The 18446-nt window shown below is 72.9% G+C and carries 19 protein-coding genes; 8 read left to right on the top strand and 11 right to left on the bottom strand.

Going from position 1 to position 18446, the window contains the following annotated elements; all coding sequences use genetic code 11:
* Window positions 1-91 precede the first annotated feature (91 nt).
* The gene (locus ACIQVL_RS38530; RefSeq protein ID WP_403477681.1) at window positions 92-1975 is read right to left on the bottom strand and encodes an RICIN domain-containing protein; all 1884 of its coding nucleotides are present in this window, start codon (window positions 1973-1975) and stop codon (window positions 92-94) included.
* A 415-nt stretch (window positions 1976-2390) separates the two neighbouring features.
* Between ACIQVL_RS38530 and galU the strand changes: the two genes are divergently transcribed.
* Window positions 2391-3341 (top strand): UTP--glucose-1-phosphate uridylyltransferase GalU, encoded by a 951-nt coding sequence (gene galU / locus ACIQVL_RS38525; protein ID WP_403431472.1) that lies wholly within the window; start codon window positions 2391-2393, stop codon window positions 3339-3341.
* Window positions 3342-3434: 93 nt separating this feature from the next.
* Here the strand turns inward: galU and ACIQVL_RS38520 are convergent, their stop codons facing one another.
* Entirely contained in the window at window positions 3435-3872 is a 438-nt protein-coding gene (locus ACIQVL_RS38520) for a DUF4442 domain-containing protein (protein WP_089105668.1), read from the bottom strand.
* 133 nt (window positions 3873-4005) lie between these two features.
* On the opposite strand from ACIQVL_RS38520, the gene ACIQVL_RS38515 reads away from it, so the two are divergent.
* Both ACIQVL_RS38515 and ACIQVL_RS38510 read left to right on the top strand, forming a co-directional pair.
* On the top strand, window positions 4006-5013 hold the full coding sequence (locus tag ACIQVL_RS38515; protein WP_403477680.1) for a hypothetical protein: 1008 nt from the start codon (window positions 4006-4008) through the stop codon (window positions 5011-5013).
* Window positions 5014-5167: 154 nt separating this feature from the next.
* The gene (locus ACIQVL_RS38510; RefSeq protein WP_403477679.1) at window positions 5168-6496 is read left to right on the top strand and encodes an MFS transporter; all 1329 of its coding nucleotides are present in this window, start codon (window positions 5168-5170) and stop codon (window positions 6494-6496) included.
* Here ACIQVL_RS38510 and ACIQVL_RS38505 read toward each other — a convergent pair.
* Window positions 6458-7303 carry a spermidine synthase gene (locus ACIQVL_RS38505; RefSeq protein WP_403442938.1) on the bottom strand — a complete coding sequence of 282 codons (846 nt, stop codon included), beginning with the start codon at window positions 7301-7303 and terminating at the stop codon, window positions 6458-6460. The genes ACIQVL_RS38510 and ACIQVL_RS38505 overlap by 39 nt on opposite strands.
* A 165-nt stretch (window positions 7304-7468) precedes the next feature.
* On the bottom strand, window positions 7469-8638 hold the full coding sequence (gene tuf, locus ACIQVL_RS38500; RefSeq protein ID WP_403442936.1) for an elongation factor Tu: 1170 nt from the start codon (window positions 8636-8638) through the stop codon (window positions 7469-7471).
* A gap of 313 nt (window positions 8639-8951) precedes the next feature.
* On the opposite strand from tuf, the gene ACIQVL_RS38495 reads away from it, so the two are divergent.
* Window positions 8952-9716, top strand: coding sequence for a TVP38/TMEM64 family protein (locus ACIQVL_RS38495; protein WP_403442933.1), 765 nt, complete (start codon window positions 8952-8954; stop codon window positions 9714-9716).
* A 114-nt stretch (window positions 9717-9830) separates the two neighbouring features.
* On the opposite strand, the gene ACIQVL_RS38490 is transcribed toward ACIQVL_RS38495, so the two are convergent.
* Entirely contained in the window at window positions 9831-11003 is a 1173-nt protein-coding gene (locus ACIQVL_RS38490; RefSeq protein ID WP_403477678.1) for a thiolase family protein, read from the bottom strand.
* A gap of 103 nt (window positions 11004-11106) precedes the next feature.
* On the opposite strand from ACIQVL_RS38490, the gene ACIQVL_RS38485 reads away from it, so the two are divergent.
* The gene (locus ACIQVL_RS38485; protein WP_403477677.1) at window positions 11107-11577 is read left to right on the top strand and encodes a winged helix-turn-helix transcriptional regulator; all 471 of its coding nucleotides are present in this window, start codon (window positions 11107-11109) and stop codon (window positions 11575-11577) included.
* A gap of 20 nt (window positions 11578-11597) precedes the next feature.
* Here ACIQVL_RS38485 and ACIQVL_RS38480 read toward each other — a convergent pair whose 3' ends face one another.
* Together ACIQVL_RS38480 and ACIQVL_RS38475 are read right to left on the bottom strand one after the other, a co-directional pair.
* On the bottom strand, window positions 11598-12527 hold the full coding sequence (locus tag ACIQVL_RS38480) for a PmoA family protein (RefSeq protein WP_403442925.1): 930 nt from the start codon (window positions 12525-12527) through the stop codon (window positions 11598-11600).
* On the bottom strand, window positions 12524-12682 hold the full coding sequence (locus ACIQVL_RS38475) for a hypothetical protein (protein WP_403442923.1): 159 nt from the start codon (window positions 12680-12682) through the stop codon (window positions 12524-12526). Before ACIQVL_RS38475 ends, ACIQVL_RS38480 begins: the two co-directional genes overlap by 4 nt.
* A gap of 332 nt (window positions 12683-13014) precedes the next feature.
* Between ACIQVL_RS38475 and ACIQVL_RS38470 the strand changes: the two genes are divergently transcribed.
* The gene (locus ACIQVL_RS38470) at window positions 13015-13890 is read left to right on the top strand and encodes an undecaprenyl-diphosphate phosphatase (RefSeq protein ID WP_403442921.1); all 876 of its coding nucleotides are present in this window, start codon (window positions 13015-13017) and stop codon (window positions 13888-13890) included.
* A gap of 244 nt (window positions 13891-14134) precedes the next feature.
* On the opposite strand, the gene ACIQVL_RS38465 is transcribed toward ACIQVL_RS38470, so the two are convergent.
* Both ACIQVL_RS38465 and ACIQVL_RS38460 read right to left on the bottom strand, forming a co-directional pair.
* Window positions 14135-14509, bottom strand: a complete 375-nt coding sequence (locus ACIQVL_RS38465; RefSeq protein ID WP_403442918.1) for a DUF4440 domain-containing protein — start codon at window positions 14507-14509, stop codon at window positions 14135-14137.
* 54 nt (window positions 14510-14563) lie between these two features.
* Entirely contained in the window at window positions 14564-15271 is a 708-nt protein-coding gene (locus tag ACIQVL_RS38460; protein WP_403442916.1) for an alpha/beta fold hydrolase, read from the bottom strand.
* Between the two features lie 133 nt (window positions 15272-15404).
* Here ACIQVL_RS38460 and ACIQVL_RS38455 point away from each other — a divergent pair, with 133 nt between their 5' ends.
* Window positions 15405-16229, top strand: a complete 825-nt coding sequence (locus ACIQVL_RS38455) for a helix-turn-helix domain-containing protein (protein WP_403477676.1) — start codon at window positions 15405-15407, stop codon at window positions 16227-16229.
* Window positions 16230-16524: 295 nt separating this feature from the next.
* Window positions 16525-16704: a hypothetical protein gene (locus ACIQVL_RS38450; RefSeq protein WP_350778494.1), complete on the top strand. Its 180-nt coding sequence runs from the start codon at window positions 16525-16527 to the stop codon at window positions 16702-16704.
* Window positions 16705-16726: 22 nt separating this feature from the next.
* Here ACIQVL_RS38450 and ACIQVL_RS38445 read toward each other — a convergent pair whose 3' ends face one another.
* Together ACIQVL_RS38445 and ACIQVL_RS38440 are read right to left on the bottom strand one after the other, a co-directional pair.
* The gene (locus tag ACIQVL_RS38445) at window positions 16727-17467 is read right to left on the bottom strand and encodes an SDR family oxidoreductase (protein ID WP_403442911.1); all 741 of its coding nucleotides are present in this window, start codon (window positions 17465-17467) and stop codon (window positions 16727-16729) included.
* Between the two features lie 86 nt (window positions 17468-17553).
* Window positions 17554-18408 carry a phosphotransferase enzyme family protein gene (locus tag ACIQVL_RS38440; RefSeq protein WP_403442909.1) on the bottom strand — a complete coding sequence of 285 codons (855 nt, stop codon included), beginning with the start codon at window positions 18406-18408 and terminating at the stop codon, window positions 17554-17556.
* Window positions 18409-18446 lie beyond the last annotated feature (38 nt).

The following is an 18446-nucleotide window of genomic DNA, read 5'->3' as shown; positions in this document are numbered from 1 at the left end:
CGCGCCGGGCGGAGCCGGAGCGGCTCAGGGCGCGCATCCGCCACGAACCGCTCACCGCCGCGACCAGCCCGGACGCCGTGCCCGGCCGGTATCAGCCGAGCAGGCCGCCGACTCCGCTCACGACGTCAGGAACGGAGTCCGGAACAGAGTCCAGCACGTCCGTCACGGTCGCAGGCACGGAGTCCAGGACGTCGCCGACCGCGTCGCCGACCGAGGACGATCGCGAGCCGACGGGCTCCCGCGGCCCGGTCGGCGTGACGGCGACGGGCGGCTGCCGGTCCCCGGCCTGCGCGACCCGCGTGCCGTACGGTTGCCCCGGTTCACCGGACTGCTCCTGCGGAACCGGCGGCGGCGTGGGGATCCCCGTCGGCCCGGCCTTCCGGGGCCCCGGCGGCGCGGGGGGCGTGGCACGCGGCGCCTCGGGCGTCACCGCCGTACCGCCGCTCCCGGACTCCAACTCCCAACGCTGGCGCACCGATCCGTTCCGCCCGGCCACGACCACCCGCGTGCCGTCCGCGGCCAGCGCGAGGTCCTTGTCCCAGCGGAGCAGGAGTTCGCCGCGCACCGTCAGGTCGTACGACACCTCCCCCGCGTGCACCAGGCAGCCGGAGACCACGATGCTGCGCGCCCCGGGGTCGGCGGCGAGGCAGAGGGTGGGGTCGAGCGCGCTGCGCAGCATGCCGTCGTCCTGGTAGGACCACTGCTGGGACCCGGCGTCCGAACACGGGCCGAGCAGCAGTTCCGCCCCGGTGCGCACCTGGCCCCCGCGCACGTCGACGCAGCGCCCGGCGTCGAGGCTGCGCAGCCTGCCGTGGGCGATCTCGACGGGCTCGCCCACCGAGGCCGGGGACGGGGAGCCCGCGGACGGCGGGGTCACGGCGGTGCCGGATCCGGTGGTGCCGACGCCGGGGGCTCCCCAGGTGGTGGTGCCGGGGCGGGGGACACCGTTGTCGTCGGACCAGCCCTTGGCCACCAGCACGGTGGCGAGCAGGGCCAGGGAGACCAGGCCGGCACCGGCCAGCAGGGCCTTGCGCCGTCCGCTCTCGGCCGCGGTGCGGTGCCGTCCGCCGGGCACCGCGGCCGGGCCCGCGGCTTCGGCTTCGACCCCGGCTCCGGCTCCGGCCGGCCAGGCCTCGACGACGCCGGGTCCGGACCGCGAGTCGAGATAGCGGCGGGCGCCCCAGCCGAGCACGGTCTCGGCGAGCAGCACCTCGAGGCCGCCGTCGAAATGGCTGAGTTGTTCGGCGGCGTGCCGGCAGTACCGGCACTCGGTGAGATGCCGTTGCACATCGGGGAGCAGAGCGCCGCCCCGGCGTATGGGGACATCGAGGAGCCGGTTGTAGAAGCGGCATTCCTTGGAGGGCGCGAGTTCCCGGTGGGCGCGCACCAATCCGGTCCTGAATTGTTCGCGGGCCTGGCCGAGGGCGGCCGTCGCGGTAGCGGTGTCGACACCCAGCAGACCAGCCGGTATGTTTATGGGTTCGGCTTCGACCTCGGTGTGCCAGAGGAGGCATTGCGAGGCCCCCGGAAGAGCCTGGAAAGCCCGTTCGGCGAGTTGCCGTCTTTCCGGGGTGCCAGGTCTTGCGGCGCCGAGTCCGCGGCCGCCGGTGGTCTTGCGCAGTTCCGGTGCGACCACCGCTACGGCCTCGTCGGCGGCCCACGCACGGACGGTCTCCCGGACCGCCACGAGGAGCTGCGGACGCAGGGCGCCGCCCACCGCGCCACCGGCCAGCCGGCCGAGGACCCGCTCGAAGGCGGCGCTGGCGACGAGCTGGGCGGTGGGGGTGGCGGCGGCGAGGCAGACGACGGCGTAGTCGCAGGTGGCACGCCAGTGCCGGGCCAGCAGCAGGGCGACGGCATGGTGCCGGGCCGCGGGGGCGCCGGTGAGCTGGGCGATGAGGTTGCGGTCGGACTCCGCCGGGGTCGAACCAGGGCGAGGCGAGTAAGGCGGGCGTGGGGGGTAGGGCGATTGCACTGAACCATTTCCTTCCGAGCCGCAGGACGGCATGCGAAATGGCGCCCTGACGGAATGCAGTGCTGATTGGTGCGTACCTTTTGGGATCCATAACGGGCGGCCTGTCGGCCGTACCGTTCTGTGGACCCCTCCCGCGGGGTGGCTCACCTTTGCACACAGGTCTCACAGGAAACAAGAAGTTGAGGTGACCGAAGTTCAAAGAACCGGGAATTCAGATAAGTTACCGTCGGTATCCACATCTGGCCCGCATTCGGCGGCCGCACAGGTTCAACTTGTGTGCGCCCGGGACCCGATGGCACACGAAATCTTCAACTCCCGGACGACCGGGGTCCCCCGGGGCGGAACGCCGGGTTCCACAGCCGCCTCCCACGTTTCTCCCGGCTCTCTCTCATCACGGTGGGCCAGCATGTGCCGCATGATCGCCCCCCACTCCTCCCCCGCGCTCTCGTCCCCCCGGCCGGTCCGCAAGGCCGTCGTCCCGGCCGCCGGGCTCGGGACCCGGTTCCTGCCCGCCACCAAGGCGACACCGAAGGAGATGCTGCCGGTCGTCGACAAGCCGGCCATCCAGTACGTCGTCGAGGAGGCCGCGAACGCCGGGCTCGACGACATCCTCATGGTCACCGGCCGGCACAAGCGGGCCATCGAGGACCACTTCGACAACGCCTTCGAGCTGGAGCAGGCGCTGGCCGCCAAGGGCGACACCGTGCGCCTGGACGCCGTACGCGATCCCGCGCGGCTCGCCGACATCCACCACATCCGCCAGGGCGACCCGCTCGGCCTCGGCCACGCGGTGCTGTGCGCCAGGCACCACGTGGGCGACCAGCCCTTCGCGGTGCTCCTCGGCGACGACCTGATCGACGCCCGCGAGACCCTGCTCAGCCGGATGCTGGACGTCCGCGACCGCCGCCAGGGCAGTGTCGTCGCGCTGATGGAGGTCGACCCGTCACAGGTGCACCTGTACGGCTGCGCCGCCGTCGAGCCGACCGGCGAGGACGGCGTGGTCCGGGTGACCGGCCTGGTGGAGAAGCCGTCCCGGGAGAGCGCGCCCAGCAACTATGCGGTCATCGGCCGCTACGTCCTCGACCCCGAGGTGTTCGACGTCCTGGAACGGACCGCACCCGGCCGCGGCGGCGAGATCCAGCTGACGGACGCGCTGCAGGACCTGGCGGCGGCCGGCACGGTCCACGGGGTGGTCTTCGACGGACTGCGCTACGACACCGGCGACAAGGCCGACTACCTGCGCACGGTGGTCCGGCTCGCCTGCGAACGCCCGGACCTGGGACCGGAGTTCACGGCCTGGCTCAAGGAGTTCGTGGCGGGCCTGGCGGAGACGGGGGCCGGGCGCGAGGAGAGCCGCGCCGCCTGAGCGGCCCCGACGCCGGACGGGGCGCGGGTCCGGCGACCCGCACCCCGTCCGGTATACGACAGCGACGTCCGGCAGCGGCGCCGGGCCGGCCGGTCAGCCGTTGGGACGCAGCGTCCAGACGACGGTCATCTCACCGGTGACCGCGCCGTCCTCGCGCGTGATGGCGACGGCGACCGGGAACTCTGGGCGCTTGCCCTCGTCGAGTTCGGCGACGACGTCCGCGATCGGGCGGCCCAGGGTCGCGGTGGCCTTGACCGGGCCGAGCGCGACCTTCTTGTAGGCGATCTCGGCACTGACGGCGAGCGGCACGGCCCGGGAGAGCTGGTCGCCGAAGGCGGCCAGCACGATCGCGCCGCTCGCGGACTCGGCGAGGGTGAACATCGCGCCCGCGTGCGGGCCGCCGATGTGGTTGTGGAAGTCGCCCTGGTCCGGCAGGGACAGCACGGCCCGCTCCGGAGTGGTCTCCAGGTACTCCAGGTTGAGGGTCCGCACCATCGGAACCGTGGCGGCGAGCATCTCGCCGATCGACATCTGGTCAGTGCTCATGACGAACATGTTACTAGCGAGTAGCAGGGTCTGACCAGAGCGGTCCCCGTGACCGTCGTCATGGCAGGGCCACGACCCCCGCCCTGGACCGGGCCGGGCAGCACTAGGGTTACGAGCCATGTGGCCAGAACAGCAGCCGCCAGGGGGCGAGCAGTACCCGCAGAGCAACCCGTATCAGCAACCGGGTTACCAGCAGCCGAATCCGTATCAGCAGCCCGGCTACCAGCAGTATCCGCCGCAGGGCGGGTACGGGCAGCAGCCGCAGTGGAGCCCGCCCGGCCCCGCCGGCGCTCCGCGGCCACCGCAGGGCGGGGGCGGCGGCGACCGCACGAAGCTGGTCGCGATCATCGCTGCGGCGGCCGTCGTGGTGGCGGCCGGGGTGACCGGCTTCCTGGTCCTCGGCGGCAAGAAGGACAACAAGGCGGACACCGGCGGGAACCAGCGGGCGAGCCATTCGCCCACCGTCACGGCCTCGGCCTCCGCCTCCACGCCCGCGGACGACGACCCGCGCGGCGGCGACGAGACCGAGAAGCCGACGGTCGCGGGCTGGAAGACCGTCGTGAACCCCAAGTGGGGCACGGCCTTCGACGTACCGGCCGACTGGGAGGTCCTCACCCCGGGGACGTCCGTCGGCTTCGAGGACAAGGACGGCAAGCCGATCATCACGATGTCGGCGCCCGCCCAGTACAAGTCGAAGTGGTGCACCAGCGACGACGACAAGGACGGCAGGACCGAGGACACGTCCCTGGCGGCGGTGGGCACCAAGGGTGAGAGCGGCGCGAAGACCCCGGGGGACGCGGCCGTCACGGAGGTCCCCTGGTGGGTGTACGGCGGCTACACGTACCCGGACAAGAAGAGCATCACCTACGACAAGAAGGCCACCGCCTACACCACCGCGTCGGGCCTCAAGGGCGCCTACGCCTGGGCGCGTTCGACGAACAGCCCGCAGAAGGGCAAGTGCGCGAGCGACGGCAGGGCGATCACCTTCGGCTTCGAGAACTCGGCCGGCGACCTGGTGTCGTGGGACTTCTACGGCGCCCAGGGAGTCGACGGCGAGGTCCCGACGGCGACGATCATGAAGATCCTCAGCACGGTCCGGCTGCACGGCACCCCGACCGGGAGCTGACCGCGGCCGGGGGCCGGATGCGGGGCGGCCGGATACGGGGGCGAGCGAACGCCCACGAACCGGCGGACGCCCACGAACCGGCGGACGCCCGGGAACCGGCGGACGCCCGGGAATCGGATTGGCAAGGCGGGCTCCCGGCGGGGATAGTCGGGCGGTGACCTCACCCTCCGACTCCCCCGGCCCCCCGGGTGCCCCCGGCACCGCTTCCCGCCTGCGCAGACCCGCGTGGGCGGGCCGCAACTACAGCCTGCTGACCGCGGCGACGATCGTGACGAGCCTGGGCGCCAACGGCTCACTGATCGCCGCCGCGTTCGCGGTGCTGGACGCGGGCGGCGACGCCGGGGACGTCGGACTGGTGGCCGCCGCCCGTACCTTCCCGCTGGTGCTCTTCCTGCTCGTCGGCGGTGCCGTGGCGGACCGGTTCCCCCGCCACCGCGTGATGGTCGCGGCGAACGCCCTCAACTTCCTCTCCCAGGGCGTCTTCGCCGTCCTCGTGCTCACCGGCGACCCCCGCCTGTGGCAGATGATGCTGCTCACCGCGCTGGGCGGCACCGGCCAGGCGTTCTTCAGCCCGGCGGCGGAGGGCATGCTGCTCTCCTCGGTGAGCGGCGAACAGGCGGGCCGCGCGTTCGCCGTGTTCCGGATGGCGATGCAGAGCGCCGCCCTCGGGGGCGCGGCCCTGGGCGGCGTGCTGGTGGCGGCGGTGGGCCCCGGCTGGGTCCTGGCGGTGGACGCGGCGGCGTTCGCGGTCGCCGGTGCGCTGCGTTCGTTCCTCGACGTCGGCCATATCCCGCCGCGCGCGCCGGGCGAGGGGATGCTGGCCGATCTCCGGGAGGGCTGGCGGGAGTTCGCGGGCCGCCCCTGGCTGTGGGGGATCGTCGTGCAGTTCTCGATCGCGAACGCGGTGGTGGGCGCCGCCGACGCGGTCTACGGCCCGCTGGTCGCCCGCGACAGCCTGGGCGGACCGGGCCCCTGGGGCCTGGCACTGGCCGCGTTCGGCGCGGGTACGGTGGCCGGCGCCCTCCTGATGACCCGCTGGAAACCCCGCCGGCTCCTGTTCGTCGGCACCCTCTGCATCTTCCCGCTCGCACTCCCCTCCGCGGCACTCGCGGTACCCGCCTCCGTGGGAGTCCTCTGCGCGGTGATGTTCGTGGCCGGCACGACGGTCGAGGTCTTCGGCGTCTCCTGGATGACCGCGCTGCACCAGGAGATCCCCGAGGAGAAGCTCTCCCGGGTCTCGGCCTACGACTGGTTCGGCTCCGTCTCCCTGCTGCCGCTGGCGACGGCACTGGCGGGCCCCGCCGAGCAGGCCTTCGGCCGGGGCCCGGCGCTGTGGGGCTGCGCGGGCCTGGTCGTCGCCGTCACGGCCGCGGTGCTCCTCGTCCCGGACGTACGCAACCTCACCCGCCGCACGGTCCCGGTCACCGCCCAGCCGTCGGCCGCCTCACCCGATCCCGAACGCTCCGCCGGGGGGCTCGGGTGACGCTACGGCGTCGGCGTCCCCGACCGGCCGGACCGCGCCGACGAACTCCCGCAGCGCGGGCCCGTGTTCGACCCGCGCCGGAAAGGCGTCGGCAGCCGTACGACGGGCCAGCGCACCGGCGTCGACCGGCCGGTGCGAGGCGATGAGCACCGCGTTCCCGAACCGCCGCCCGCGCAGCACACCGGGCTCGGCGATGAGCGCCAGCTCCTCGAAGACGGCGGCGAACGTGGCGAGTTGGGAGCGCAGGAAGCCGAAGGGTGCGGAGTCCGCGAGGTTCGCGAGGTAGACCCCGTCGCCGCGCAGCACCCGGTCGGCCTCCCTCGCGTACGCCAGCGAGGTCAGGTGCGCGGGGATGCGCGAACCGCCGAAGACGTCGGCGACGATCACGTCCGCCGAATCCGCGGGCGCCGCTTCCAGCCAGCCGCGTGCGTCGGCGGCGTGCAGGGCGATCCCGGTGCCGTCCGCCAGCGGCAGATGCTCGGTGACCAGCTCCAGCAGCTCCCGGTCGGCGTCCACGACATCCTGCCGGGACCCGGGCCGGGTCGCCGCCACGTACCGGGGAAGCGTGCAGGCACCACCACCGAGATGCAGCGCGTCCAGGGGCGCACCGGCCTCCGCCACGGCGTCCAGTACATACCCGAGCCGCCGGGCGTACTCGAACTCGAGATACGTCGGCTCGTCGAGATCCACGTACGACTGCGGCGCCCCGTCGACGGTCAGCAACCAGGCCCGCTCCCGATCGACGTCGGGCATCAGCTTGGCGGTGCCGTGGGCGGTGACCCGGACGACGGGTATGGCTTCGTTCACTTCTCCATTGTGCGTTGCGCATGCCGAGCAGGGGGCGCGGGGCCACTTCGCCGAGGGCCACTCCGGCACCCCGAAAGGGGCGCTGTGGGCACCCCCGGCCGAGGGCTGGGTGGGGAACTGCGCGACCGGCCCCCACCGGCCCGCAGTCCCCCACCCACCGCACCCTCATTCCACGGAGGTCACGGTCCCCGCCCCCACGGTCCGGCCGCCCTCACGGATGGCGAACCCGAGCCCCGCCTCCAGCGGCACGTCCCGCCCCAGCTCCACGGTCATCTCCACCGTGTCCCCGGGCCGGGCGACCGCCGTCTCACCGAGGTCGACGTCCCCGACCACATCCGCCGTACGGATGTAGAACTGCGGCCGGTACCCCGTCGAGACAGGGGTCGTACGACCCCCTTCGCGCCCCGACAGGACGTAGACCCGCGCCGAGAACCGCCGGGCCGGCACCACGCTCCCCGGCGCCGCCACCACGTGGCCCCGCCGCACCGCGTCCCGGGGCACGCCCCGCAGCAGCAGTGCCACGTTGTCCCCGGCCTGCGCCTCGTCCATCGGCTTCCCGAAGGTCTCCAGGCCGGTGACGACGGTCTCGACGCCCGCGCCGAGCACCTCGATCCGGTCCCCGACCCGCACGGTCCCCCGCTCCACCGCACCGGTCACGACGGTCCCGCGCCCGGTGATGGTGAGCACGTTCTCCACCGGCAGCAGGAACGGCGCGTCCAGGTACCGCTCGGGCATCGGCACGTAGGTGTCCACCGCGTCGAGCAGCGCCTCGATGGACGCCGTCCACCGCGGGTCGCCCTCCAGCGCCTTGAGCCCGGAGACCCGTACGACGGGCACGGAGTCACCGCCGTACCCCTGCGCGGTCAGCAGCTCCCGGACCTCCAGCTCCACGAGGTCGGTGAGCTCCTCGTCGCCCGCGTCGGCCTTGTTGAGCGCGACCACGATGTGGTTGACGCCCACCTGCCGGGCGAGCAGGACGTGTTCGGCGGTCTGCGGCATGATCCCGTCGAGCGCGGAGACGACCAGGATCGCGCCGTCCAGCTGTGCGGCCCCGGTGACCATGTTCTTGACGTAGTCGGCATGGCCCGGCATGTCCACATGGGCGTAATGCCGGGTGTCGGTCTCGTACTCGACGTGCGCGATGTTGATGGTGATGCCGCGGAGCGCCTCCTCGGGGGCCCGGTCGATGCGGTCGAAGGGCACGAACGTGCCGGTGCCGCGCTCGGCGAGGACCTTGGTGATGGCGGCGGTCAGGGTGGTCTTGCCGTGGTCGACGTGGCCCATCGTGCCGATGTTGAGATGCGGTTTGGTGCGGACGTATGCCGTCTTGGGCATGGCTGTACCTCGAAGCTTGTCCGAAGGAAGAGCGGGGACCCCGAGCAACCGGCCGACCCTCCCCCTGCGGGGTCCGCCGGACTTTCCGGGGAGGGTCAGCTTCGGGCGCCGTCGACAGCGGCCGTGAGAACGGGAACGGCAGCCTTCGGCGCATCCGCGACTGCGGATGCTGCGACGAGGAAGGCGAACCGGAACATGACACAGATCATGTCCGAAGCGTCGCCCCACGTCGAACGGTTTTCTGCGGCTCCGGTTCACCCAAGGGACGGGAACCATACGGCGATCACACATCCGCTTCGGTTAGTGTCACCGAATGCTCGATGCCAACCGCTCTGGCACCGCCACGGCCCCTCCCCGGGCCGCCGCCAAGGAGCTGACCATCGCCGTGCCCGCTCCGCTGAGCTTCGGCGCCCGCTGCACCCGCGTGCTGCTGTCGCCCTGGTCCCGACTGTCCCTGCTCGTCGCCCTGCTGGCGGCGGCCGGGGCTTCGGTGCTGCTCTTCGAGCCCCAGAAGCTGATGACGCAGGGCTGGCCGCCCCACGTGGCGGGCACCACCGCGGTGGTGGTCTTCGCCGTGGCGTACGGCGTGATCACGGTGGCGTTCGTGCCCCGCCCGATCCTGAACCTGGCGGCCGGCGCGCTGTTCGGCTCGGCCCTGGGCATGGGTGCGGCCATGGCCGGCACCGTGCTCGGAGCGTGGATCTCCTTCGTGCTCGGCCGGATGCTCGGCCAGGAGGCCCTGCGCCCGCTGCTGCGCGGCCGGCTCCTCAAGGCGGCGGACAACCAGTTCAGCAAGCACGGCTTCCGCTCGATGCTGGCGGTGCGCCTGTTCCCCGGCGTCCCGTTCTGGGCCGCGAACTACGCGGCCGCCGTCTCCCGCATGCGCTGCACCCCGTTCCTGGTGGCCACGGCCCTGGGCTCGATCCCGAACGTCGCCGCCTACGTGGTGGCAGGCGCCCGCGCCTCGACCCCGACGTCCCCGGTCTTCCTGATCTCGGTGGCGGCGATCGTCGTACCCGCGGTGGCAGGAGCAGTGGTGGCCTGGAGAAAACGCCACCACCTGCGCCCCAAGCAGTGACACCCCGTCACCACAACGCCCCGTAAGGGGCGCGGGGAACTGCGCGCCCAGCCCCCACGACGCCGCAGCCGCCCGACGACACCGTGCGGCACCCCCTCAGGCGCCCGGCGCCCCCTACCGCACCGCCTCCAGAATCATCGCGTTCGCCAACCCACCCGCCTCACACATCGTCTGAAGGCCGAAGCGAGCGCCGCGTTCCCGCATCGCATGCACCAGCGTCGTCGTCAGCCGGGTCCCGCTCGCCCCCAGCGGATGCCCCAGCGCGATCGCCCCACCGTGCACGTTCACCTTGGCGAGATCCGCCCCGGTCTCCTGCCGCCAGGCCAGCACCACGCTGGAGAACGCCTCGTTCACCTCGAACAGGTCGATATCCCCGATGCCGAGCCCGGCCCGCCGCAGCACCTTCTCCGTCGCCGGGATCACGCCGGTCAGCATGAGCAACGGGTCGGAGCCGGTCACGGCGAACTCGTGCAGCCGGGCCAGTGGCCGCAGCCCGAGCCTCGCCGCGGTCTCGGCGGAGGTGATCAGCACGGCGGACGCCCCGTCGTTGACCGGGCTCGCGTTGCCCGCGGTGACGTTCCACTCGATCTGCGGGAACCGCTCGGCGAAGCCGGGGTCGTAGTAGGCGGGCTTGAGCCCGGCGAGGATCTCGGCGGTGGTGCCGGGCCGTACCGACTCGTCGCGCGCGACCCCGCCCAGCGGAGCGACCTGCGCGTCGAACCGCCCCGCCGCCCACGCGGCCGCCGCCTTCCGGTGCGAGGAGACCGCGAAGTCGTCCATCTCCGCCCGGCTGATCGACCACTTCGCGGCGATGAGCTCGGCGCTGATGCCCTGCGGGACCAGGCCCTCCGGGTAACGCTCGGCGACACCGGGCCCGAAGGGGTCCTTGCCGGCCGGCACGTTGGACCACATCGGCACCCGGCTCATCGACTCGACACCGCAGGCGATCACGATGTCGTAGGCACCGGACATGACGCCCTGTGCGGCGAAGTGCACGGCCTGCTGGGAGGAGCCGCACTGGCGGTCCACGGTGGTCGCCGGGACCGTCTCGGGGAAACCGGCGGACAGGACGGCGTACCGGGTGGTGTTCATGGCCTGCTCGCCCACCTGGTCGACGGTGCCGCCGATCACGTCGTCGACGAGGGCGGGGTCGACTCCGGAGCGCTCGACGAGGGTGCGCAGGGTGTGGGCGAGGAGTTCGACGGGGTGGACGTGCGCCAGGGACCCGTTCGGCTTGCCCTTCCCGACGGGGGTGCGTACGGCTTCGACGATGACTGCGTCACGCATCTCGGGGACCTCGATTGCCAGTCTCGATTACCGGTGAGTAGGAAATCCGAACCCACCATAACTCCGAGGGTTGGAAATTCCAACCCTCTACTAGACTGACCCCATGGCCGCCCCCAAGGACCCCCGCCCGTGTTCGATCGCCGACGCCCTGGCGCTGGTCGGCGAGAAGTACTCCCTGCTGGTCCTGCGGGAGGTGAGCCTGGGCAACGGCCGCTTCGACCGGCTGGTGCGCAACATCGGCGCCCCGCGCGACATCCTGGCCACCCGGCTGCGCCGGCTCGTCGACGCCGGGATCCTCACCAAGCGCGCCTACAGCGAGCGGCCGCAGCGCTTCGAGTACCTCGCCACGCAGTCGGGCCTCGAACTGGAGCCGGTCCTGTTGACCCTGATGGCCTGGGGCGACCGCCACCTGCACCCGGACGGCGACCGCCCGATGGTGATCGAGCACGGCTGCGGTCAGACCCTCACCCCGGTCGTCACCTGCGCGGCCTGCGGCGACCCGGTGCGACACGGGGACTCGACGGCCCACCCGCAGACGCCGGGCTGGACCGTCACCGGACCGGAAGCCGCCTGAGCGGGGCTACCGCCCCGCCCTCACCACGGATGCGCCGCCAGGTACCCGGCGATCTCCGCGCGCTCCCAGGCGCCGTCGGCGACGACGACCCGGTAGCGGCGCCGGAGGGTGTCGCCGGGGGCCAGTTCCAGCTCGTCGTGGAAGGCCCACGAGGGGGCGATGCCTGCGAACGGCTCGTTGCGCACGAACCAGTGCGCGGGGTGGCTGCCGCGGGTGCCCAGGTGGTCGTTCTCCGGGGCGTGTTCGAAGACGACGGTGGCATGGCCGTCGGCGCCGTCGTGCTCGCCGGACAGGGCCAGCCAGGGGGACTGCGAGCCCATGGCCGCCGGACCCTCCCCCTCGGGGCCGACGATCCGGCCGTCCCGGAAGGCGCGCGGGCCGCGCCAGAACAGGCCGGTGTAGCCCGCCTGTTCACGCCCGGCCGTGGTCGGGCTGCCGAACAGCAGCGGTTCGGTACGGCGGTTGGTGATCGCGCTGGTCCAGGTCAGCGCCCAGGAACGCGCCCCGGGATCCACGTCATGGACCTCGATGCGGCGCCGCTCCTGCGCCCACAGCGTCCCGTCGTACGGATGCCAGGTCAGCCGCTCGGCGACGACGAGGCGGCCGTCGGCCGAGGACAGCTCGTCGAACCCGGCATGCCGCATCGAGCCGACGCGCTCCGGGATGGCCAGGTAACCCCGGCCGTGCACATAGGAGTTGCCGCCCCACAGGTTCGCGCCCGACAGGTGGGAGGCGGTCAGGGAGAGGCCCTTGTGCCAGCGGTGGTCGTTGGGCCGGTAGTCGGTGACCACGTCCCCGGCGAGGGTACGGATCGGGTGCAGATAGGGCCGCGGCGCCTCCCAGGCCGTCTCCGGCCGGTAGACGTACGAGAAGAGCTGCACCCCGGTGACCGGCTCGGTCACGGTGATCCGGTCGCCGTGGGTGTGCGTGATCCGCAGTTCGCCGCTCACGCGGACACCTCCTCGCGCACGGCCGGTGCCCAGCCCGTGGCCGGCCGGGTGACGGCGGGCGGACGGGAGCCGCGCCCGATGGCGCCGGCGTCGACGACGGCGGCCCGGATGCGGCGGCCGGCGAAGGGGGCCGCGGAGCGGGGGGAGCGGGGCATGGACGTGATCAGCACTCCTCGGGCGTGTACCGGCGATGGGCGAACTCCCGCCCGAAGCGCGCCGCACCCGCACCCCGATGTGCGGAGCAAGCGCTTTCTCCTGCAGAAACGTAAGCGGCGGCACCTTGACCGGTCAACACCCCGTGGCCGCCGGTCCACCTGCCGAACCCCCTGTGTCCCCACTGTCACCCCGGCCCGATACGCTGCGATGGGACGCGCATGATCACGTGCCCGTGTGCTCGCGCGCGGTTGCGCGAGCGCGTGTTCCCGCACGACCACGTGAGCCCGCGCGACCGCCCGCCCCTACCTCACCCCTGGGACGCCGTACCTTCATGTCTTGGTTTGAATCGCTGGTCCTCGGCCTCGTCCAGGGGCTGACCGAGTTCCTGCCCGTCTCCTCCAGCGCGCATCTGCGGCTGACCGCGGCCTTCTCCGGCTGGAAGGATCCGGGGGCCGCCTTCACGGCGATCACCCAGATCGGCACGGAGACCGCGGTGCTGATCTACTTCCGCAAGGACATCGGGCGGATCGTCTCGGCCTGGTTCCGGTCGCTGTTCGACAAGGCGATGCGGCGCAACCACGACGCCCAGATGGGCTGGCTGGTGATCGTCGGCTCGATCCCGATCGGTCTGCTGGGCGTGACCTTGAAGGACCAGATCGAGGGTCCGTTCCGCGATCTGCGCATCACCGCGACCATGCTCATCGTCGTGGGCATCGTCATCGGCATCGCCGACCGGCTCGCCGCCCGCGACGAGACGGGCGGCCGGCACCGGGCGCCGAAGCAGCGCAAGACGCTCGAGAACCTGAGCGTGAAGGACGGCCTGATCTACGGCCTCTGCCAGGCCTGCGCCCTGATCCCCGGCGTCTCCCGCTCCGGCGCCACCATCAGCGGGGGCCTGTTCATGGGCTACCGGCGCGAGGCGGCGGCCCGCTACTCCTTCCTGCTCGCCATCCCGGCGGTGCTGGCCTCCGGCGCCTTCGAGGTCAAGGACTCGGTGAGCGAGGGCCATGTGGCCTGGGGCCCGACCCTGTTCGCGACGGTGATCGCCTTCGTGTCCGGGTATGCGGTGATCGCATGGTTCATGAAGTGGATCTCCAACAAGAGCTTCATGCCGTTCGTCTGGTACCGCATCGCCCTCGGCATCGTGATCATCGCCCTGGTCAGCGCAGATGTACTGAGCCCGCACGCGGCGGAGTCGGCTAGCTAGACGCTCCGCGGAAGGCCCCGAACAGCGCAGCTCCGCCCAAGTCGGCAGCGCCCCGAAAGGGGCGCGGGGAACTGCGCGACCAGCCACGGCGGCGCCGCGGAGGACCGACAACTCGACACCCATCGCCACACCCAGCCGGTCCCGGCCACTCAACAGCGCCCCGAAAGGGGCGCGGGGAACTGCGCGACCAGCCACGGCGGCGCCGCGGAGGACCGACGGCCCGGTGCGGCGCCTTCAGCCGCGCTCAGCTGTCGCCGACGGCCAAGGTGCCCTGGTGGTAGTACATGCGCCAGCCCGTCTCCGTGAGCCGCCACAGGGAGCTGCGCCAGGCCCGGCGGCCCTGGTTGTCCGCGGAGTAGGTCAGGTGCACGATGCCCGGGGCCAGCACGGTCCCGGACATCTCGGTCACCTCGACCGGTGACTCAGGGGACACCGATCCGCCGCCGGTCACCGTGAGGATCGACGTCGCGTCCCAGCGGCGGCCGGAGACCCCGACCTCGGTGAAGTCCGGGTCGAGCAGCTCCAGGACGCGGTCCGGGCGGCCCCGCACCCCGGGATCGAGGAGCCGCAGCTCCGCGTCGATGGCCGCCTGTACCGCCCGCTGGTTCTCGTCCGTCATACGCCGACCCTAGGGACAGGCGGCTGCCGGGCCCAGCGAATATCCCGTCGGGGATCAGCCCAGCTTGAGCAGCAGGTCGGTGAGTTCCGCCGGCATGGTGATCATGCAGTCGTGGCCGGTGGGCAGTTCCCACACCGGCTCCGTCGCGGGGACCGGTCGGCGGGCGATGCCCTCCGGGACGTTCGCCACGCAGTGGATGTGGGTCCGCGGGATCGCGCCCACGGCGGGATCGTCCAGGCGCACCGGCTGCTGGAGGGTGCGCACCGCCTGGTCGGACAGCAGGCCGCGCAGCCACGTCACGTCCGCCGCCTCGGTCACCCCGAACAGGCCGTAGGGCGGCGGCAGTTCGGGCAGCGGCGGGACCCGCCAGCCGCTCTCGGACGCGAGGGCCCGGTCGATCAGGCCGCGGGCCGCGGGCTGGACGTCGGCCGCGGTCTCGCCGTGCTCCGGGACCATCGCGTCGAGGTAGACCAGGTGCCCGATGCGGTCGGGCACCTCGTTGGCGGCGGCCGAGACGACCAGCCCCGCGTAGCTGTGTCCGACGAGGACGACGTCGGTGAGGTCCGCGTCCCTGATCAGCCCGACCACGTCGGCCACGTGGGTGTCGAGACCGATGTCCGGGCCGAGCAGACCGGCCTTCTCGCCGTGACCGGTCAGGGAGGGTGCGTACACCCGGTGCCCCGCCGCCGCCAGCAGGGGGACCACCCGCTCCCAGCACTCCCCGCTGTGCCAGGCACCGTGCACCAGCAGATACGTCGACATGATCGCGCTCCTCGGCTTGCTCTTCGCTGTCGCCGTCCACGCTGGCGGCCCGGCGCCGGACGGGGCAGCGCCCTGGTGATCCTGGGGGTGACAGGACCAGGCACGGGCGCGGGGCCGGCGTTACGGTGGCGGGATGACCGACGAACCGAACCCGCTGGGCGCGTACGTGCGGGCCCGCCGCGAGCTGGTCACGCCGGAGCAGGTCGGCATCCCCGTGCAGGGGCTGCGGCGGGTGCCGGGGCTGCGCCGGGAGGAGGTCGCGATGCTGGCCGGCATCAGCGCCGACTACTACCTGCGCCTGGAGCAGGGCCGCGACCGCAACCCCTCCGTGCAGGTCCTGGAGTCCCTCGCACGCGTGCTGCGGCTCGACGAGGACGCGACGGCGTACCTGCTGCGTCTCGGCACCGAACGGCCACGCCGGCGCCGGCGCCGGGCCCGGCAGGAGACCGTCCCGCCGGGCGTCGCCCAGCTCGTCGCCGCTCTGCCGCTGCCCGCGCTGGTGGAGGGCCGGTACTTCGACGTCCTCGCCGTCAACTCCCTCGCGACCGCGCTGTCACCGCGCTTCTCGGTCGGCGCCAACCGGCTGCGGGACATCTTCCTCGACCCCGCCGAGCAGGCCCTCCACCCCGGCTGGGAGGAGGCCGGTGCCGGCATGGTCGCCGGTTTCCGGAGCTCCGTCGGGACCGACACGGACGACCCGCGCGTCATCGAGCTCGTCGGCGAACTCTCCGTCGCCAGCCCGCACTTCAGCCGCCTCTGGGCCCGGCACGACGTGACGTCCTGCGACGGCGCGGCCAAGGTCGTCGACCACCCCCAGGTCGGCCGGCTGCGGCTGAACCGGGAGCGGCTGAGCGTCAGCGGGGCGGCGGGACAGACCCTCGTCGTCTACCACCCGGACCCGGGGAGCGGCAGCGCCGAGAAGCTCGCGCTGCTCGCCTCGGCGCTGCCGACCGGGTGACGACGGGGGGACGGCGGGAGAACGGCGCGGGAACGACGACGCGATGACGGCCGGGCGCCGCATCTCGGCCAACCCCCGACTCCCGCCGCTCTCCGGGGGTTCGGGGCCGCCGCACCCGCTCCGGCGAGGACGAAGTCCTGCCCAGGGGCGCACCGCCCGGCCGGAGCCCGGACGAGCCGCCTGGCAAATGCCAAGGCATGGCCACCCGCCCGCCGTATCGCCCGTGACCAACCCCATACGGTCTGCGTAGTGGCCCGGTAGCGCACGGTCAGTTCTTGCCCCTACGCTGTTTCTCATGTCCCCCGATTCCCGAACCCCTGGTTCCGTGCGGTCTGCTGCCGAGGTCAACGAGCACATCCGGGCGCTGTGGCTGCGTGCGGGCGGAACGCTGTCGGCTCAGGAGCGGTCGGAGTACGAGCTGCTGGTGGTCGAGTGGGCCGCGGCGATCCGCGAACAGATCATCGAGGCTGCCTGACCGGCCCCGACCGGCCCGGTGTTCACCGGCCGCCGGAGACGCGCAGCACCGTGCCCGTCGTGTAGGAGGCCTCGGGCGACAGCAACCAGGCGATCGCGGCGGCGATCTCCTCGGGCCGCCCTGCACGGCCCAACGGCGTGGTGTGACCGACCCGTTCGGCTCGGCCGGGGTCGCCCATCGCAGCATGGATCTCCGTGTCGATCACGCCGGGTGCCACCGCGTTGACCCGCACGCCGTCGGGGCCGAGTTCCTTGGCGAGGCCCACGGTGAGGGCGTCGACGGCCGCCTTGGTCGCCGCGTAGTGGACGTACTCCCCGGGGCTGCCGAGGGTGGCCGCCGCCGAGGACACGTTCACGATCGCGCCGCTCCCCCGCGCCGCCATCAGCCGGGCTGCACGGCGTGAACACAGCAGCGCGCCCAGCAGGTTGACCTCCACCACCCGGCGGAGATCCGCGGCCTCCGCGTCGGCCAGCCGCCCGAACGGCCCGGTCACGGCGGCGTTGTTCACCAGCCCGGTGACGGCCCCCAGCTCCCGCTCCGCCGCGTCGAACAGCCCCTCCACATCGGCCTCCACGGAGGTGTCCACCCGGACGACGGCACAGCGCGCCCCGGCCTTCCGCGCCTCCTCCGCGACCGCCTCGGCGGCGTCCCCGTCCCGGACGTAACCGATCGCCACGTCGTGCCCGTCGGCCGCGAGCCGCAGACAGGTCGCCGCGCCGATACCCCTGCTGCCACCGGTGACCACCGTGACGGGACGTGCCATCGCAGACCTCCTCGAACCGACCGGACGACGATCTTACGACCCCGCAGGCACGAGCACCGGCCCGCACCGGCCCGCGCCGCAGGCTCTCAGCGCCGGGTGTCCTGGGCGTCGGGACCGAGTGCCGCCCGGATCCGGGCGAGCCACTCCGCGCCCAGCCGACGCCCGTCCGGGAGCTGGTCGTCCGCGTCCCAGCGCCATGCGGTGATCATCGCCAGCACGAGGATCCGGCACGTGCGCAGCAGTTCCTGATCGGCCCCCGGATAGTGTTCGCCCACTGCTTCGGGCGCATGGGCGAGGTCGAATTCGACGGGCCCGCGGCAGCACGTCTCCAGGTCGACGAAGAGCAGTCCGTCGGCCGTGCTGAGCACGTTGCCCGGGTGCGGCTCGCCGTGCAGCAACTGCTCGGCGGCACCGCGCTCGCCGACCGCGCGCCGCAGGCCCCGCAACGTCCCGCCGAGCAGCTCCCGGTCGGCCTCGGCGAGCGCCGGAGTGCGGTCGCGGTCCGCCACGAGCCGCTGAGCCTGCTCGACCCGGTCCGTGAAGTGCGGCGTCGGGACGTCGAGTTCACGCATGCCGGCATGCAGCCGCGCCAGCGCGCGGGCGTAGTCGGCCGGTGGGACCTCCCGCCGAGGCGCCACGGGTTCGTAGTAGGTCCACAGCGTGACCTCGAAACCGTCACGCTCATGGACGCGTGGCTCCACCCGCGGTTCGAGCACGGCCACCGGGCACCCGGCTTCGGCGAGCCGCCGGGCGAGCCCGATCTCGAACCGCGCGACCCGATGCGCCGCGGGTGCCACCCGGGCCAGGACGTCGCAGGGCAGCAGCCGCAGAGTCAACTTGTTGGAGTCATGGAGAACGCGCGCGTCGTCGACGGTCAGCCCGAGCGCTGCGGCGGTCGAGACGGCCGCGGCCACCGCCCGCCCGGCCTCTGACACCTGCATGGTCCCCCTGGCCCCTTTCACGTCACGTACAGCGGCAG

This window comes from Streptomyces sp. NPDC090499 (assembly GCF_044769305.1).
Lineage (GTDB): Bacteria > Actinomycetota > Actinomycetes > Streptomycetales > Streptomycetaceae > Streptomyces.
Note: the sequence above shows the minus strand (reverse complement) of the source record. Positions and strands in the feature narration are given on the sequence as shown.

Excerpts from the sequence above, each read along its gene's own strand:
- ACIQVL_RS38440 (WP_403442909.1), bottom strand. The coding sequence starts at position 18,408 with ATGCAGGTGTCAGAGGCCGGGCGGGCGGTGGCCGCGGCCGTCTCGACC.
- tuf (WP_403442936.1), bottom strand. The coding sequence starts at position 8,638 with ATGCCCAAGACGGCATACGTCCGCACCAAACCGCATCTCAACATCGGC.
- ACIQVL_RS38515 (WP_403477680.1), top strand. The coding sequence starts at position 4,006 with ATGTGGCCAGAACAGCAGCCGCCAGGGGGCGAGCAGTACCCGCAGAGC.
- ACIQVL_RS38495 (WP_403442933.1), top strand. The coding sequence starts at position 8,952 with ATGCTCGATGCCAACCGCTCTGGCACCGCCACGGCCCCTCCCCGGGCC.
- galU (WP_403431472.1), top strand. The coding sequence starts at position 2,391 with ATGATCGCCCCCCACTCCTCCCCCGCGCTCTCGTCCCCCCGGCCGGTC.
- ACIQVL_RS38450 (WP_350778494.1), top strand. The coding sequence starts at position 16,525 with ATGTCCCCCGATTCCCGAACCCCTGGTTCCGTGCGGTCTGCTGCCGAG.
- ACIQVL_RS38465 (WP_403442918.1), bottom strand. The coding sequence starts at position 14,509 with ATGACGGACGAGAACCAGCGGGCGGTACAGGCGGCCATCGACGCGGAG.
- ACIQVL_RS38485 (WP_403477677.1), top strand. The coding sequence starts at position 11,107 with ATGGCCGCCCCCAAGGACCCCCGCCCGTGTTCGATCGCCGACGCCCTG.
- ACIQVL_RS38460 (WP_403442916.1), bottom strand. The coding sequence starts at position 15,271 with ATGTCGACGTATCTGCTGGTGCACGGTGCCTGGCACAGCGGGGAGTGC.
- ACIQVL_RS38520 (WP_089105668.1), bottom strand. The coding sequence starts at position 3,872 with ATGTCGATCGGCGAGATGCTCGCCGCCACGGTTCCGATGGTGCGGACC.
- ACIQVL_RS38490 (WP_403477678.1), bottom strand. The coding sequence starts at position 11,003 with ATGCGTGACGCAGTCATCGTCGAAGCCGTACGCACCCCCGTCGGGAAG.
- ACIQVL_RS38445 (WP_403442911.1), bottom strand. The coding sequence starts at position 17,467 with ATGGCACGTCCCGTCACGGTGGTCACCGGTGGCAGCAGGGGTATCGGC.
- ACIQVL_RS38475 (WP_403442923.1), bottom strand. The coding sequence starts at position 12,682 with ATGCCCCGCTCCCCCCGCTCCGCGGCCCCCTTCGCCGGCCGCCGCATC.
- ACIQVL_RS38470 (WP_403442921.1), top strand. The coding sequence starts at position 13,015 with ATGTCTTGGTTTGAATCGCTGGTCCTCGGCCTCGTCCAGGGGCTGACC.
- ACIQVL_RS38455 (WP_403477676.1), top strand. The coding sequence starts at position 15,405 with ATGACCGACGAACCGAACCCGCTGGGCGCGTACGTGCGGGCCCGCCGC.